16 protein-coding genes are annotated in these 15438 nt (G+C 77.2%); 7 read left to right on the top strand and 9 right to left on the bottom strand.

Features of this window, described 5'->3' with window-relative positions:
* Together FHN55_RS04590 and FHN55_RS04585 are read right to left on the bottom strand one after the other, a co-directional pair.
* Positions 1 to 1590 carry a hypothetical protein gene (locus FHN55_RS04590; RefSeq protein WP_139711064.1) on the bottom strand — a complete coding sequence of 530 codons (1590 nt, stop codon included), beginning with the start codon at positions 1588 to 1590 and terminating at the stop codon, positions 1 to 3.
* Entirely contained in the window at positions 1587 to 1940 is a 354-nt protein-coding gene (locus tag FHN55_RS04585; protein ID WP_139711063.1) for a hypothetical protein, read from the bottom strand. Before FHN55_RS04585 ends, FHN55_RS04590 begins: the two co-directional genes overlap by 4 nt.
* A 52-nt stretch (positions 1941 to 1992) precedes the next feature.
* Here FHN55_RS04585 and FHN55_RS04580 point away from each other — a divergent pair, with 52 nt between their 5' ends.
* From FHN55_RS04580 to purB, 4 genes are all read left to right on the top strand, one after another.
* Positions 1993 to 2712: a hypothetical protein gene (locus FHN55_RS04580; RefSeq protein ID WP_139711062.1), complete on the top strand. Its 720-nt coding sequence runs from the start codon at positions 1993 to 1995 to the stop codon at positions 2710 to 2712.
* A complete protein-coding gene (locus FHN55_RS04575; protein ID WP_218974347.1) occupies positions 2709 to 3341 on the top strand; it encodes an MOSC domain-containing protein in 633 nt (210 codons plus the stop codon). Before FHN55_RS04580 ends, FHN55_RS04575 begins: the two co-directional genes overlap by 4 nt.
* Before the next feature lie 108 nt (positions 3342 to 3449).
* Positions 3450 to 4397, top strand: coding sequence for a M23 family metallopeptidase (locus tag FHN55_RS04570; RefSeq protein WP_139711061.1), 948 nt, complete (start codon positions 3450 to 3452; stop codon positions 4395 to 4397).
* 109 nt (positions 4398 to 4506) lie between these two features.
* Positions 4507 to 5931, top strand: a complete 1425-nt coding sequence (gene purB, locus FHN55_RS04565; RefSeq protein WP_139711060.1) for an adenylosuccinate lyase — start codon at positions 4507 to 4509, stop codon at positions 5929 to 5931.
* Positions 5932 to 5992: 61 nt separating this feature from the next.
* Here the strand turns inward: purB and FHN55_RS04560 are convergent, their stop codons facing one another.
* Complete coding sequence (locus FHN55_RS04560; protein WP_139711059.1) at positions 5993 to 6964, bottom strand: aldo/keto reductase; 972 nt, start codon at positions 6962 to 6964, stop codon at positions 5993 to 5995.
* A 58-nt stretch (positions 6965 to 7022) separates the two neighbouring features.
* Entirely contained in the window at positions 7023 to 7208 is a 186-nt protein-coding gene (locus FHN55_RS04555) for a hypothetical protein (protein ID WP_139711058.1), read from the bottom strand.
* A 22-nt stretch (positions 7209 to 7230) separates the two neighbouring features.
* On the opposite strand from FHN55_RS04555, the gene FHN55_RS04550 reads away from it, so the two are divergent.
* From FHN55_RS04550 to FHN55_RS04540, 3 genes are read left to right on the top strand one after another with little or no spacing between them, the layout of a single operon-like run.
* A complete protein-coding gene (locus FHN55_RS04550) occupies positions 7231 to 8055 on the top strand; it encodes a fructosamine kinase family protein (RefSeq protein ID WP_139711057.1) in 825 nt (274 codons plus the stop codon).
* A 60-nt stretch (positions 8056 to 8115) separates the two neighbouring features.
* Entirely contained in the window at positions 8116 to 9531 is a 1416-nt protein-coding gene (locus FHN55_RS04545; protein WP_139711056.1) for a cation:dicarboxylate symporter family transporter, read from the top strand.
* A 42-nt stretch (positions 9532 to 9573) separates the two neighbouring features.
* The gene (locus FHN55_RS04540) at positions 9574 to 10452 is read left to right on the top strand and encodes a CPBP family intramembrane glutamic endopeptidase (RefSeq protein ID WP_257570694.1); all 879 of its coding nucleotides are present in this window, start codon (positions 9574 to 9576) and stop codon (positions 10450 to 10452) included.
* Positions 10453 to 10471: 19 nt separating this feature from the next.
* On the opposite strand, the gene FHN55_RS04535 is transcribed toward FHN55_RS04540, so the two are convergent.
* The 5 genes from FHN55_RS04535 to FHN55_RS04515 all read right to left on the bottom strand — a co-directional run bounded on the left by FHN55_RS04535 (position 10472) and on the right by FHN55_RS04515 (position 15392).
* Complete coding sequence (locus FHN55_RS04535) at positions 10472 to 11245, bottom strand: HAD family hydrolase (protein WP_218974346.1); 774 nt, start codon at positions 11243 to 11245, stop codon at positions 10472 to 10474.
* 58 nt (positions 11246 to 11303) lie between these two features.
* Positions 11304 to 13037, bottom strand: a complete 1734-nt coding sequence (locus tag FHN55_RS04530) for an ABC transporter ATP-binding protein (protein ID WP_257570693.1) — start codon at positions 13035 to 13037, stop codon at positions 11304 to 11306.
* Between the two features lie 65 nt (positions 13038 to 13102).
* Complete coding sequence (locus FHN55_RS04525) at positions 13103 to 13369, bottom strand: hypothetical protein (protein WP_218974345.1); 267 nt, start codon at positions 13367 to 13369, stop codon at positions 13103 to 13105.
* 11 nt (positions 13370 to 13380) lie between these two features.
* Positions 13381 to 14121, bottom strand: a complete 741-nt coding sequence (locus FHN55_RS04520) for a phosphatase PAP2 family protein (RefSeq protein WP_139711055.1) — start codon at positions 14119 to 14121, stop codon at positions 13381 to 13383.
* The gene (locus FHN55_RS04515) at positions 14118 to 15392 is read right to left on the bottom strand and encodes a lycopene cyclase family protein (protein WP_139711054.1); all 1275 of its coding nucleotides are present in this window, start codon (positions 15390 to 15392) and stop codon (positions 14118 to 14120) included. The genes FHN55_RS04520 and FHN55_RS04515 overlap by 4 nt, the downstream gene beginning before the upstream one ends.
* Positions 15393 to 15438 lie beyond the last annotated feature (46 nt).

The following is a 15438-nucleotide window of genomic DNA, read 5'->3' as shown; positions in this document are numbered from 1 at the left end:
TCACCGGCTGACCCGGCGGGCCTCCACCTCGGTGACCACGGAAGTGGAGCCGGGCCCGGCGAAGAACCGCCCGGTCGCCTCGCGGCTGGCGGTGAGCGAGACGTCGTCCGAACCGTCGACGGCGTCACCGAGCAGCGCGTAGCCCTCGAGGGCGTGGGCGCCCAGCTGACCGGGCGTCGGCGCCCTCACGGTGACCTGGTGGGACTCCAAGGCGGTGTTGGCGATGCCGTCGAGGGCGGGCACGAGGTCCTCGGTGTGCTCCAGCGCCAGCGCCTGCACGTGGGAGGGCAGGTCGACGTGGCCGATGGGCGCCCCCGCCGTGACGACGGCCTGCACGTCGACGCGGGACCGGACGGCCGGGTCGGCCGCCATCTGGGCGGCCACGACGCCGCCCAGGCTGTAGCCGGCCAGCATGACCGGCTCGTCCGCTCCGACCCCGGCCCGCTCCACGGCCTGCAGGACGGCGTCGGTGTAGGCGGACCGGTCCCCGGCGACCCCGCGCAGGATCGCGTCCAGCGAGGCCGGGTTGCTGGACCCCGTCGACCAGTCCTCCGTGCCGGGCAGGTACACCACCGCCGAGCGGCTGCCGTCGGCGTGGGTGGTCCGCTCGACGCGGACGTGCAGCGCCGAGCCCGGAGCGCCTGCGGTCTCCCCGATGCGCCGGAAGAGGTCACCGACCCCGGCCGGAGGCCCGGCCGCGGCCTGCGCCGGAGGCACGGGTTCCGGGACCACGACCGTCCTGCGGCTCGTCCCGATGCCCTGGGCGGCGCCGGCCCGCGCCGCCCTCCCCGCGAGGAGCGGGGCCGCCGGCGCCACCAGCGCCGCGGGTCCGACGAGAGCAGCGGCCAGCATCCCGAAGAAGGGCTCCTCCCCCGGGCCGACGAGGCGCCCGAGGAGCGTCATGCCGTCCGGGTGCTGGGCGGCCCCCGGGTGCGGTCCACCGGGTGCGCTCGGACCGTGCAGCGCTGGACCGGGCAGCGCCGGGACGGGACCGCCTGGCGCCCGGGACAGCTGCGGGTCGGCGCTGTCCGGGAGCCACCCGCTGAGCCCGGGTCCAGGAGGGTCGGCCGGGAGCTGGAGCCCGCCCGGTGGTCCGCCAGGGGGCCCGGCCGCCGTCCCCGCGGGGGTTCCGGCGGCGGAGGGCGCTCCCCCGCCGGTGTCCGGAGACGACCGCCTCCACGCCGAGACGTTCCGGGTGACCACCCAGCCGGCCGTGACGAGCAGGGGATCGGCCGACCCCACCAGCGCGCCCAGCGCCGCCCAGCGGTGGCGCTCGGCCTCCTCCGCGGTCCGGTACCCGGTGGCGCAGGCGGCCACCAGCCGGGAGAGCCCCTCGGTGCTCTCGGCGAGCCGCTGCAGCTCGTGGCGGAGCGCCACCAGCTCCCCCTCGAGGGCGAGCACGGACCCCGGGTCCGCCAGCACCCCGTCGATCCCCAGGACCAGGCTCCGCCCCAGGTCCAGGCCGGTGACGGCGTCCTCCAGGTCCGCTGCGCCGCGGTGCAGGACGGTCACGGCGTGGTCGAGGTCGTCCAGCTCGGCTCCCGCTCCTCCCACCCCACCGGAGACGTCGAGGCCGGTGCCCGGGCTCACGACGCCCACCCGGCGGCGGCCCGCAGGGCGTCACCGGCAGCCGCCCTCCGCGACGCCGTGCCGGCGAGGCCCGCCAGGTCGGCGGCGAGGCGCTCCAGCTGCACCACGCGCACCGCGACGAGCCCGGCGAACGCCGTCGCAGCGGCTCCGGTCCAGTCGACGGCGAGCAGGCCGCGGTGCGCGGCCGCCTGAGCCTCGACGGTCGCGGCAGCGAGCCGCAGACGGCCCGCCAGCTCGGCCAGCGCGTCACCCGCAGCAGCAGCGGCGGCTGCGTGGACGCCCAGGTCCCGCAGGTCGTCCGCGAGGTCGCGGACGTCCCCGCCGAGGACGCTCGAGGTGGTCTGGGTCACCCCGCGATGGTCGACCGGCGGCCCGACCGCGTCGCCGCTCGAGCCCGGAGCTGTGGACGACGCGCCCTTGGACCGGCACCTGTGGGCGCACGACGTGCTCAGCGACGTACCGTCGGGCCTCGTGGAGAGCGTGCGGGACGCCGCGAGAGACCTCGAGCCGACGTTCGCCTGCTCCCCGCCACCGGGAACCGCCCGGGTCGACGCGGTCCTCGCCGCGGCGCGCGGCCGGGCGCCGGCCTGGGTGCTGGAGCGGCTGCCGGAGGGCTACCGCGGGGTGGTGGCGCCCCTCGACGCGCACGCCCCCGACGGGCTGGAGGCCGCCTGCACCTCGGGGCTGGAGCGCACGACGGCTCCGGTGGTGGCGATGCTCGACGGTCGCAGCGGCGTCGACCCCCGCGAGCTGGAGCGGCTCGCCGAGCCGGTGGTTCGCGGGAGCGCCGACCTCGTCGTGGCGGTGCGGCGCGCGGGGTGGGGCGCTGCGGCGCTGCTCAGGTGGCCGCTGCACCGCCGCGCGCTCGACGCCGCGGTGGCCCGGCGGATGGACCGCCGGCTGGCCGAGCTGGCCGAGGCGGACGGGCGCCCGGGTCCGCGGGACGCGGCCGGGCGGCCCCTGCGCCTGGCGGACGCCGTCCCCGCGCTGGCCGTGCGGCGCCAGCTGCTGAGCGCCGTGGACGGCGCCGGCCCCGGGACCGTGCTGGCCGCCGCCGCCGCGGGTGGCTGGCGCGTGGCGCAGGTGCAGGTGCGCTGCGGGCCCGGGCTGCTGCACCGGTGAGCAGCCCGACCGAGCAGCCGACCGACCCGCTGGCCCCGCTGGTCTGCAGGACGCCGGTCGAGGTGCTGCACCTGCTGGTCTCGCCCGTGCACCGGTACTTCGGCCGCCCCAAGGACGGCCCGCTCCCCTTCGAGGGCGACGACGCCGGCCCGACGGCAGAGGACCGCGAGACCGCCGACGTGGTCGCCGGCAAGGGGATCGTCGGCGACAGGTTCTTCGGCAAGGCCGCCCACATGGACGCCGCGGTCACCCTGCTCGCCGTCGAAGCGCTCGAGGCGGTCGCGGCGCAGCTGGGAGCTGCCCCCTTCGACCCCCTCCTCGCCCGGCGCAACGTCGTGCTCCGAGGAGCGGAGCTGGCGCCGCTGCGAGGCCGGACCTTCGCGCTGGACTGCGGCGAGGGCCCGGTGCTGCTCGCCGGCCGCCGGCCCGCCGCTCCCTGCGCGTGGATGGACCGCCAGCTGGCGCCCGGCGCCCACGCCGCGCTGCGGGGCCGGGGCGGGCTGCGGTGCGAGCCGCTGGGCTCGGGGCGCCTGCGCCGCGGCTCCGCCGTCCTCCTGACGGACGTCCCCCTCGACCCCGCTCGCGCCGGGGACGCCGTGCTGCCGCGCGGCGGCCGTCGCCTGCCCTGACGACCCGCCCGAGAGCTGCCCGACGCTCGACGGGTCCGCACGAGGTTCCCCGTGGACCCACCGGCGTGGCGCCGCAGATCCGGCGCTCCGCCTGCCTAGCGTGCTCGAGTGACCGCACTGCCGGACATCCCGCACCCCTCACGCTCCCTGCTGGACGAGCTGGTGCTGCTGGAGGGCGGCGCCGAGGCGACGCCGCCCGGGCGGACGTCACCGGGGACGACCCTCGAGCTGGTCGCGGCCCCCGCACGCACACCGCTGGCCGTCCGCGCCTGCGCGCGGGCCCGCGGCACCGCCTCGCTGCTGGGCGGCGCCCTGGTGGTGAGCAGCGTGGCCCTCCACCTGCTGCCCCTGCCCTGGCCCCAGCAGGCCGGCGACGCCGCCACGGCCGCGGGGCTGCTCGGCGTGCTGCTCGTGGCGACGGCGGCGCTGCTGTCGGTGCTCGCTCCGCGCGGCCGGTGGTCGTCGGTGCAGCTGCTGTCCGCACCGCTGGCCGGCCACTGCGTGGAGGCCGACGACTCCGGCGCCACCGGCCCCGGCTCCTACGGCCGCGCGCACGCGGTGGGCCTCGTCCTCGACGTCGCCGTCCCCGACCCCGCGGCCGTGCCGGTGCCGGGCCGCCGCGCCGCGGCCGCCCGCCGCCTGGGCCTGCTGCCCGTGGGTGACGCCGCCACCTTCGGCGAGCCGGTGGTGGCCCCCGCCGACGCCACGGTGCTCCGCGTGATCGACGGCGTGCGCGACCACGCCTGCCGCCAGAGCACCCTGGCCCGTCTGGCCGGGGGCCTGCTGGACGCCGCCCGCGAGCTGCTCGGCGCCCGCGCCGTCCTGGGCAACCACGTGGTGCTCGACTGCGGGGGCGGCCGCTACGCCGTGCTGCCCCACCTGCAGCGCCGCTCGGTGCGCGTCAGCCCCGGCGACCGGGTGCTGCCGGGCCAGGTGGTGGGGTCCGCCGGCTGCTCCGGCGCCGTCCCAGAGCCGCAGGCCCAGCTGCTCCTCGTCGACACCCCGCACCTGCGCATGGCCGCCGGCATCCCGGTCCGCGTGGCGTCCGTCGCCTGAGGACGACGACGAGGACGACGCCGAGGACGCGCCCGCCCCGCGGGCGCCCGGCAGGACCCCCGCGCCACCTGGCGCGGGGGTCCTGCCGCGCCTGGGAGGATGAGGCTCCGTGAGCACCCCCACGCCTGCAGCTGCGCCGTCGTCGTCGGCGCCCCTGGCCGAAGCCGGCTACGCCCTCGGCGCCCTCGACGGCCGCTACCGCGCGGCGGTCTCCCCCCTCGTGGAGCACCTGTCCGAGGCGGCCCTCAACCGCGAGCGGCTGCGCGTGGAGGTCGAGTGGCTGGTCCACCTGACCGCCACCGGCTCCGTGCCGGGCGCCCGCCGGCTCACCGCCGAGGAGGTCGCCTCGCTGCGCGCCCTGGTCGACGGCTTCGGCCCGGCGGTCGTGGAGGAGATGGCGGCGATCGAGCGCGAGACGGTGCACGACGTCAAGGCCGTGGAGGTGTGGCTGCGCCGCCAGCTGGCCGGCGGCAGCGCCGCTGACCTCGTCGAGCTGGTCCACTTCTGCCTCACCAGCGAGGACGTCAACAACCTGTCCTACGCGCTCATGGTGCGCGGCGCCGTCCAGCAGGTGTGGCTGCCCTCCGCGCGAGCGCTGCACGCCCAGCTGGTGGAGATGGCGCACGCCGCCGCCGGCGACGCCGCCCTGGCCCGCACCCATGGCCAGCCCGCCACCCCCACGACGCTCGGCAAGGAGCTCGCGGTCACCGCGGCGCGCCTGGACCGCCAGCTGCGGCGGGTGGAGCGCGCCGACTTCCTCGGCAAGCTCAACGGGGCCACCGGGACGTACGCGGCGCACGTCGTCGCCGTCCCCACCACGGACTGGCAGGAGGTGTCCCGCACCTTCGTCGAGGGCCTGGGCCTGCAGTGGAACCCGCTGACCACCCAGATCGAGAGCCACGACTGGCAGGCGGAGCTGTACAGCGACGTAGCCCGCTTCAACCGCGTCCTGCACGACCTGTGCACCGACGTGTGGAGCTACATCTCGCTGGGCTACTTCGCGCAGGTCCGCGGCCAGGGGACCGTCGGCTCCAGCACCATGCCCCACAAGGTCAACCCGATCCGGTTCGAGAACGCCGAGGCGAACCTGGAGGTCTCCAGCGCCCTGCTCGACGTGCTGGCCTCCACGCTGGTGACCTCGCGCCTGCAGCGGGACCTCACCGACTCCTCGATGCAGCGCAACATCGGCACCGCCTTCGGCCACTCGCTGCTGGCGGTGGACAACGTCCGCAAGGGCCTGGCGGGGCTCGACGTCGACCAGAGCGCCCTCGCGCGAGACCTCGACGCCAACTGGGAGGTCCTCGGCGAGGCGGTGCAGTCCGTCATGCGGGCGGCCTCGGTGGCGGGCGTGCCCGGCATGGACGACCCGTACTCCCGCCTCAAGGAGCTGACCCGGGGCCGGCGGGTGGACGCCGACGGCATGCGCGCCTTCGTGGAGGGGCTGGGCCTGCCCGGCGACGCCCGCGACCGCCTGCTCGCATTGACGCCCGGCACCTACACCGGCATCGCCGAGGAGCTCGCGCGCACCGTCTGACCACCAGACGCCTGACCGCCTGACCGGCGGGTCCCCGCCCGGGGACCCGCCGGTCGGCGCGTCACAGGCCCGCGGTGGTGATGCTCTCCAGCTCGTCGGCGGACAGCTCCACGGCCGTCACGGCCAGCAGCGCGGGCAGCTGCTGCGGGGTGCGGGCCGAGGCGATCGGCACCGCTCCCTGCGCGCGCAGCCACGCCAGCGCGATGGTGCTCAGCTCCGCCCCGCGGGCCTCGGCGACGGCGCGGACCGCGTCGAGCACGGCCCAGCTGCGGTCGTCGCCGTAGCGCTTCCCGACGCCCTCGGCGCGCACCGACTCGGGCACCTCGCCGCCGCGCGAGTACTTCCCGGTGAGGAACCCGGAGGCCAGGGCCCCGTAGGGCATCGCCAGCAGCTCGTGGCGGCGGCAGGCCGCGACGACGGCGGGGTCGGTGCGCGTGACGGCGCTCCCGGCGTTCTGCACGGCGACCGGGCCGGGCAGTCCCGCCTCCTGCGCGGCCGCCACGGCGCCGTCGATGCGCTCGGCGCTCCAGTTGCTCACCGCCCAGGCGCGGGCCCGCCCGCTGGTGACGGTGGCGGCGAAGGCCCGCACGACCTCCTCCACCGGACGCTGCTCCTGGTCGCGGTGGGCGTAGTAGAGCGCCACGGAGTCGAGCCCGAGGCGGCCCAGGGAGGCGTCCAGCGCGGCGTCGACGGCCGACGGCGACAGCTCGGCGCCCTCGGCGGCCCCGGTCTTGGTGGCCACGTGCACCGCGCCGCCGCCGGGGTGGCGGTCGGCGAGCCAGCGGCCGATGACGGTCTCGCTCTCGCCGCCGGTGTGGCCGGGCACCCACGCGGAGTAGACGTCGGCGGTGTCCACGAGGTTGCCGCCGGCCTCGGCGTAGGCGTCGAGCACGGCGCGGGAGGCCTCCTCGTCGGCGCTCCAGCCGAAGACGTTGCCGCCGAGGCAGAGCGGGTGGAGGTCGATGCCGGTGTCGCCGAGCGGCACCGCGCCGGTGCCCGCTGCGGTGGTGCTCGTGCTGGGGAGGCTGGTCATGTCCACGACCTACCCCGCCGGGGGCGCGGGGACACCTGCGACGCCCGCCCGGGGGTCCTCAGCGGCGGGAACGCTCCTGGCCGGGCGGGACGACCTGGTCCCAGCCCTTGAGGACGGGCTCGCGCAGGTGCCTGCGGGGACCCTCGCGGCGCTCCTTGGAGGCGGCGCGAGCCACCAGCGCGACGAACAGCGCGATGACGACGACGGTGCCCCACAGGACGAGGCCCACGATGCCGGTGCTCACCCCTCCACGGTAAGACCGTGGGATGCGTGCCCCCGACCACCAGCTCGCCGGCAGCGCCACCGACGACCCGTTCGTGAAGTCGCGCGCCAGCGCCCCGGAGGGCTTCTTCGCCGTCGAGGCCGCCGGTCTCGCCTGGCTCGCCGAGGCGGTGCCCGCCGGCGGCGTCCCCGTGCCACCGGTCCTGGAGGTGACCCGCGAGCGGATCGTCCTGCCGAGGCTGCAGCAGGTGCCCCCGACCCCCGGGGCGGCCGAGCGGTTCGGCCGGCAGCTGGCCGCTACGCACGCCGCCGGCGCGCCGCACCACGGCTCACCCCCGGCGGGGTGGGACGACGACGGCTGGATCGGCACGGCGAGGCTGCCCCACGCGCCCGGGGCGACTGCGGCGCCCGGGGGGTGGGGCGCCTTCTTCGCGCGCCTGCGGCTGGCTCCGCACCTGGCGGCCGCCCGGGACGCCGGCGCCCTGGACGACGACGACGCGCGGGTGCTCGAGCGCCTGTGCGCCAGGCTCGAGGAGGGCGCGTGGGACGACGGGCGCCCTCCGTCCCGGCTGCACGGGGACCTGTGGAGCGGCAACGCGCTGTGGACGGCGGAGGGCGTCGTCCTGGTCGACCCCGCCGCCCACGGCGGTCACGCCGAGACGGACCTGGGGATGCTCGCCCTCTTCGGCCTGCCCCACCTGGAGCGCGTGCTGGCCTCGTACGACGAGGCGGCACCGCTGGCCGACGGCTGGCGCGAGCGGGTGCGGCTGCACCAGGTCCACCCGCTGCTCGTGCACGCCCAGCTGTTCGGCGGCTCCTACGGCGCGGCGGCGGGGCGGGCGGCGCGCGCCGCCCTCGGCCTGCTCTGAGCCGCCCCGGGGTCCGCGTCGACGGGCGGAGCGCCCCGAGCGGGTCTAGCGTCCGGCTGCGTGTCGACGTCGACAGCGCCCGCCCAGCCGCCCCAGCCCCCTCGCACCCGGCGCGACAGGTCGCACTGGCTCTACATCGCGGTCATCGCGGCCGTGGTCCTCGGTGCGCTCGTCGGCGGGCTCTTCCCGGGGGTCGGCAGCTCGCTGTCGGTGCTGGGGGACGCCTTCGTCCGGCTCATCACCATGATGATCTCGCCGGTCATCTTCTGCACGATCGTGCTGGGCATCGGGTCGGTGCGCGCCGCGGCCACGGTCGGCAAGGTCGGCGTCCTGGCGCTGGGGTACTTCCTGGCGATGTCGACGCTGGCCCTGGCCATCGGCCTGGTGGTCGGCAACTTCGTGCACCCGGGCGACGGGCTCGACCTGAGCGGGGCCAGCGGCTACGAGCCGCCGGCCGGTGAGGCCGAGGAGGGCGGGTTCCTCCTCAACCTCATCCCCACCACGCTCGTCTCCCCGCTCGTGCAGGAGCAGGTGCTGTCCACGCTCTTCGTGGCGCTCCTCGTGGGCTTCGCCATCCAGTCCCTCGGCGGCAGCGCCGGCGAGGCGGCGCTGCGCGGCATCGGCGTGTTCCAGAAGGTGGTCTTCAAGGTCCTCGCCATGATCATGTGGGTGGCGCCGATCGGCGCCTTCGGCGCCATCGCCGGGGTGGTCGCCGACACCGGGTGGGAGGCGCTGCTCGGGCTGCTGCGCATCATGCTGGCGTTCTACGCCACCTGCGCGATCTTCGTGTTCCTCGTGCTCGGCACGGTGCTGCGGGTGGCCACCGGCCTCAACGTCTTCAGCCTGCTGAAGTACCTGGGCCGGGAGTTCCTGCTCATCGTCTCGACGTCGTCCTCCGAGACCGCGCTGCCCCGCCTCATCGCCAAGATGGAGCACCTCGGCGTGGCCCGTCCGGTGGTCGGGATCGTCGTGCCGACCGGGTACTCCTTCAACCTCGACGGCACCGCGATCTACCTGACGATGGCCTCGATCTTCATCGCCGAGGCGACCGGGCAGCCCCTGAGCATCCCCGAGCAGATCAGCCTGCTGGTCTTCATGATCATCGCTTCGAAGGGGGCCGCCGGCGTCACGGGCGCCGGGCTGGCCACCCTGGCGGCCGGCCTGCAGAGCCACCGCCCCGAGCTCGTGGGCGGGGTGGGGCTCATCGTGGGCATCGACAGGTTCATGTCGGAGGCCCGCGCCGTGACCAACTTCGCCGGCAACGCCATCGCCACGGTGCTCATCGGCCACTGGACCGGACAGGTCGACCACGACCGCGTCAAGGACGTGCTGGCCGGCCGCACGCCCTTCGACGAGGCCACGATGGTCGACGACGGCCACGGCGGCGGCCACGACGACAGCCACGACGACAGGTCTGCTCCCGAGCCCGCCGTCGAGCCGGCGAGGGGTGGGGCAGCGGACGCCGTCCACCGCTGACGCTCCCAGGGGGCTCCCAGCGCGCGCACGGACACTGGCCCCGTGACGCAGGTGGAGCGCAGCACGGCCGCTGGAGCCGCCGTCGGCGAGGTGGAGGAGCAGCCGCTCGAGCGGGGACGGGTCCTCGGCGAGGTCCTGCTCGTGGCGGCGCTGTCGCTGGGCCGCTCGGGCGTCTACGCCGTCGTCCAGCTCATCGCGCTGGCCACCGCCGCGGGCGGCGTCGCGGCCGGCACCGCCACGCTCAACCCCTCCCGCAGCCCGCGCCCCTACCTCGACCTGACCTACCAGCTGCTGGGCATCGGCTTCGCCCTCGTGCCGGTGGCGCTGTGCCTGTTCCTGCTCGCCGGGGGGACCTCGGGCCGCGGCCCGCTGCTGCCGGCCGTGGGGCGGGTGTGCCGGCGGATCGGCCTGGACCTGCGCCGTCCTGGCCGGGACCTCCTGCACGGGGTCGGCTTGGCGGCCCTCATCGGGATCCCCGGCCTCGGCCTGTACGTGCTCGGCCGCGCCGTCGGGATCACCGCCCAGGTGCAGGCGTCCGCGCTGGCCGAGAACTGGTGGACGGTGCCCGTCCTCGTGCTCTCCGCCCTGCAGAACGCGCTGCTGGAGGAGGTGCTCGTGGTCGCCTACCTCCTCGACCGGCTGCCCCGCCTGGGCCTGCGCCGGCCCGCGTGGCTGCGCCGCCTGCCGCCGCAGACCTGGACGGTGGTCTGGGTGGTGGCGGCGAGCGCGCTGCTGCGCGGCAGCTACCACCTCTACCAGGGCTACGGACCGGGCTTCGGCAACCTCGTCATGGGCGTGGTCTTCGCCCTCGTGTACTGGCGCACGCGCCGCGTGATGCCGCTGGTGGTCGCCCACACGCTCCTCGACGTCGTCGCCTTCGTCGGCTACCAGTACCTGGCGGGTCCTCTCGGCCTGTCCTGAGCGGGCGCAGCGCGCCCGCTCAGCGCAGCAGGTCGGCGAGCGCGTCCAGGCCGGGGACCACGAGGTCGGGCTCGGCCATGACGTCCGGGTACGGCGAGCCACCGGCCCTGTCGACGCAGGCCGTCGACAGGCCCGCCCGGGCGGCGCCGTCGAGGTCCCACGGGTGCACGGCGACCAGCAGCGCCTCCGCGGGCGAGGCGCCCACCTGGTCCAGCGCCCACGCGTAGGTGCTCGGCGCGGGCTTCCACAGCCCGCCCGGCGCGTCGGAGACCGACAGCGCGCCCTCCACGAGGTCGCCGGCGCCGCCCGCGGCGAGCAGCCGGTCGGTGGTCCCGGCGGCGCCCTGGCTGAGCGGCACCAGCCGCAGGCCGCGGTCGCGCAGGCCCCGCAGGCCGGGGACGACGTCGGGGTGCAGCGGCAGCGACCCGAGCGCCTCCACCACGGAGACCGCCGCGTCCTGCAGCCGCCCGGGGTCCACGCCGGCTCCCGCCAGCGCGGTGCGGGCGCCGGCGAGCGCCACCTCGGCGAAGCGCGGGCAGCTGCCGTGCAGGGCCAGCGCCAGCCCGTCCCGCAGCACGCCGGCGAACCACGCCGGCGCGAGGTGGCCCGGTGCCCCGGCGTCCTCGAAGACGGCGGCCAGCGCGGAGGTGTCGCTGAGGGTCTCGTTGACGTCGAGCAGCACCACCCGCAGGGGCGGCCGGTCGGCGGCGGCGTCGAGGGGGTCTCCGGGGGTGGTCTCCACCTGACCGGGGACGGGCTGGGCGAAGCGGTCGTCACCGGGGATCGTGCTCACCTCCCGAGCCTGCACGCCCCGCGCGCCGCTCGCCCGCGGAGGACGGGTCCCGAGGCGGTCAGCCGGACACGAGCAGCTGCGTGGCAGCCAGCTCGCGGTACAGCGGCGTGCTGACCAGCAGCTCCTCGTGGCGCCCGGTGCCGACCACGCGCCCGGCGTCGAGGACCACGATCTGGTCGGCGCCGACCACCGTCGACAGCCGGTGGGCCACCACCACCAGCGCCGTCGCCCTCCGCTGCACGGCGTCGAGGGCACGGGCCAGAGCGGCCTCGTTGCGGGCGTCGAGGCTCGCGGTGGGCTCGTCGAGGAGCAGCAGCTCGGGGCGGGCCAGCAGGGACCTGCAGATGGCCAGCCGCTGCCGCTCCCCGCCGGACAGCAGCACCCCGCCCTCCCCGACCTCGGCGTCCAGCCCCAGGGGAGACCGCTCGGCCAGCGCCGAGAGGCCCACGGCCGCCAGCACGTCCGCGACCTCCTCGTCGGTGGCCCGCGGCGCGGCGAGCAGCAGGTTCTCCCGCAGGGTGCCCGCGAGCACGGGCGCCTCCTGCTCGACGTAGCCGAGCCGGGCGCGCAGCGCCGCGCGGGGCAGGTCGCGCAGGTCGGTCCCGTCCAGGCGGACGCTGCCCTCGACGGGGTCGGCGAACCGCTCCAGCAGGCCCAGGAGAGTCGACTTGCCAGCGCCGGACGGACCGACCAGCGCGGTCCTGGTGCCCGGGTCCACGCGGAACGAGACGCCGTCGAGCACGCGCCGGTCGCTGCCGGGGTGGGCGAAGGCGACGCCGTCCAGCTCGAGCAGCGGTACCCCGCCCGCCGGCCCCACCACCGGCCCCACCACCGGGGCCGCCGCGGCGGCGGGGCGGGACGCGGGGTCCTCCTCGTCGAGGGCGAGCACCTCCTCCACGCGGGAGAGCGCCCCCAGTCCCAGCTGCAGCTGGGAGTACGCACCCAGGAGCTGCCCCAGCGGCAGGACCAGCACGAACAGGTAGAGGACGAACGCCACGAGGTCCGCCACGGACAGCGCCCCGCTGGCGACCCGGTACCCACCGACGCCGAGCACCGCTACGAAGGCGCCCTGGACGGCCACACCGACGAGGGGGGAGATGGCCGCCTGCACGCGGGCGGCGCGGACGCCGGCGTCGTAGGCCTGTTCGGCGGCGCGCCCGACGGCGTCGACCTCGCGGTCGGTGGCCCCGGAGGCGCGCAGGGTGCGGACCGCTCCGAGTGCTCGCTCGACGGCGGCGGTCATCGCCCCGACCCGCTCCTGGGAGGCCCGCGCGAGCTGGCGCAGCCTGCGGCCGACGGTGACGCCCGCCGCCGCGCCCACGCCCACCGCGACCAGCGTCACGGCGAGCAGCACCGGGTCGACCAGGGCCATGGCGACCACGGCGCCCACGGCGAGCAGGGCCGAGGAGGCCACCTCCACCAGACCGGAGGTGACCACCGCGCGCAGCAGCGTGGTGTCGGACCCGACCCGCGAGATGAGGTCGCCGGTCCGCCGGGCGTCGAGCTCGGCCACCGGCAGGCGCAGCAGCCGTCCGACCAGCCGTCGGCGCGTGGCCAGGACGACGCCCTCGGCGGTGCGCTGGAGCAGGTACTGCTGGAAGGCGCCGACCACCGACCCGGCCACGAGGACGACGACCACCACCGCCACCGCCCGCCCCGCGGGGGAGCCGTCCTGGACGGCGGAGATGACGCGCCGCACCAGCAGCGGCTGGGCCAGGCCCGTCGCGGCCGTCACGAGCGAGAGGGCCGCCGCGGCGACGAGCGGGCCGCGGTGCTCGCGCAGGTGGGGCACCAGCGTCCTCAGCCCCTCGCGCCGCACCGGGACCGCAGGCGCGGCTGGAGGGGGCGCGGGTGCGCTCAGCGGTCGCCCCAGCGCGAGAGCCGGAAGCGCTGGTGGGCGGCCTGCCGGGTCACCCCCATGGCCAGGGCGATCGAGGCCCACGAGGCCGACCGCACGCGCGCCCTGCGCACCGCCAGCTCCTCCAGCGCCTCGAGCTCCCGGCGAGCCGCGGCCAGGGCGGCCAGCGCCTCCAGCGGGTCGTCGTCCGCGGCTCGCGCCACCAGTGCCGCCAAGGCCGCCACCTCCTCGTCGTGGGTCCCCACGACGTCAAGGTTGCTTGACATCCTGCCGAGTGTCAAGGTGTGTTGACATCAGGGCGGCCCCGGAGCCACGGGCGCACGGCCGCAGCGAGGGCGAGGGCCACGGCGGCGCCAGTGCACCAGCCGGCCAGCACGTCGGTGAGCCAGTGCGCACCGAGGTAGACGCGGGTGAGCCCCACCACCAGCGCGAAGGCCCCCGCCGCCGAGACCGCCGCCACCCGCGCCCAGGCGCTGCGCAGCGCCACCACCGCCAGGACGGCCAGGCCGGTGGCCAGCGCCGCCGACGCGGTGGCGTGGCCGCTGGGGAAGGAGGGGTCGAGCGGGTGCTCCAGCGCCTCCGCCGCGGGAGGTCGGGGCCGGCCCACCAGGCGCTTGGTGCTCGCGCTCACCGCAGGTGCGAGACCCACCACGAGCGCTGCGTAGGCCACGGGCAGCCAGGAGGCCCACCGCAGCGCCAGGGGCACCGACGCCAGCAGCGCCAGCACGGCCCGGTACGGGGTGGTGCCGAGGTCGGAGAGCAGGCGCACCACGGGGGTGAGCTCCCGGGAGCGCAGCCGCTCGCCGAGCTCCTTCGCGGGCTCGTCCAGGCGGCTGACCAGGCCGTGGGCCAGCACGTCCGCACCGAGCGCGGCGGCCAGCGCCGCCAGCACCGCGGCACCCAGCAGCAGGCGGCGGCGCGCCGACCACCCCGACCACCCCGACCACCCCGTCGACCCCGTCGACCCCGTCCGCCTCCCTCCCTGGCCGCTCCCGGTGCGCCCACCGAGCCGGGTCACCGCCCGCCCCCCAGGCGCCAGGCGGCGTCGCGGGCCGCTGCCCGCAGCATCGGGCCCCGCGGGGAGGTGGCCATGAGGGCCAGCTCCTCCGCGGGACCGGTCAGCCCGTCCAGGAAGCGCAGCACCCTCTGCGGGGGGTTGCGGGTGAAGAGCCTCACGAAGAAGTCCGGGCCCTCGAGACCGCCGCGCTGCGGGCCGTCGATCAGCGCGCGGAGCACGAGGGCGTCCATCCACGCGTGGCGGCGCGGGTAGGGCCGAGGCACGTCGAGGCGGTCACCGGGCACGCCCGCGGCCAGCTGGCCGGCCAGCGCGCGCGCCGCGCGGTGCATGGCGGTGAACGCGTACCCGGTGGACGGGCGCACGGCACCGCCCGCCGTCCCCAGCCTCACCACGCGGCTGCGGCGCTGTCCCGGCGGCGCAGCCGGCCGCTGGGTGAAGGGGGCGTCGGTCATGGGGATGGCGCCGGCCTCGACGTGCTCCACGTGCAGGCCGGCGCTCGTCGTCGTCCCCAGCGCCCCGGGGAGGTAGGCGGCCAGCGCGGCGGCCTGCTCCTGCGCCGCCAGCGGCTCCGGCACGAATGCCGTGTGCTCCACGAGGGACGTCGCGGTGTCGCTGGGGAGGCAGTAGCCGAACGCGAGGCCGACCGGTGGCTGGGGCACGGAGAAGTCCATGAGCACGGCCCGGTCCGGGTCCACCGAGCCCTCGGCGCCGCGCACCCGCTGCCCGAGGAAGTGCTGCACGAGACTGGAGGCACCCGGCCGCGCGGGCGGGGCGGGGCGGGAGTCGAGCACCACCGGGGCCACCAGGTGGCCCTGCGGCAGCACCACCCGCGCCGCGGTGGCGTCCTCCTCCACGTCGAGCGCGGCGACCGGGAGGTGCGCCAGGTCCAGGGCCCCGCGGTCGACGGCGCGGGCGACCAGCGCGGCGACGTGGGCGTAGTAGTCCTCACCGCGCACCATGGCGTAGCGCAGCGGGGCGAGGTCCAGCCGCACCGGTGACCCGTCGCGCGCCACCACCAGCACCGTCGGCCACCAGCGGTGGACCGCCGGCCCCAGCTCGGCCTCCGCGCGTCCCCCGCGCGGCACCCAGGAGCACCACGTGCGGTCCGCCGGGCGCGCGGCCAGCCTGTCGAGGGGGTCGACGACGACGACGCGCAGCGGGCGGCGCTGCCGCTGCCGCAGCAGGTGCAGCGCCAGGTGGTGGAGGACGGCGGTGCCGGCGCCGCCACCGCCGAGCAGGACGACGTCGGCGGCTCGGGTCGTCGGCGTCACCCCCGCATCGTCGCCCACCGCGGGCCGGATCTTCGTCGGGTGTCCC

The organism is Streptomyces sp. NP160 (genome assembly GCF_006335115.1).
In the GTDB taxonomy this organism is placed as follows: Bacteria; Actinomycetota; Actinomycetes; order Actinomycetales; family Quadrisphaeraceae; genus Quadrisphaera.
Note: the sequence above shows the minus strand (reverse complement) of the source record. Positions and strands in the feature narration are given on the sequence as shown.

What these genes read in the sequence shown, in the direction of transcription:
- FHN55_RS04560 (WP_139711059.1), bottom strand. Translation starts at nt 6,964, where the DNA reads ATGACCAGCCTCCCCAGCACGAGCACCACCGCAGCGGGCACCGGCGCG.
- FHN55_RS04550 (WP_139711057.1), top strand. Translation starts at nt 7,231, where the DNA reads ATGCGTGCCCCCGACCACCAGCTCGCCGGCAGCGCCACCGACGACCCG.
- FHN55_RS04525 (WP_218974345.1), bottom strand. Translation starts at nt 13,369, where the DNA reads ATGTCAAGCAACCTTGACGTCGTGGGGACCCACGACGAGGAGGTGGCG.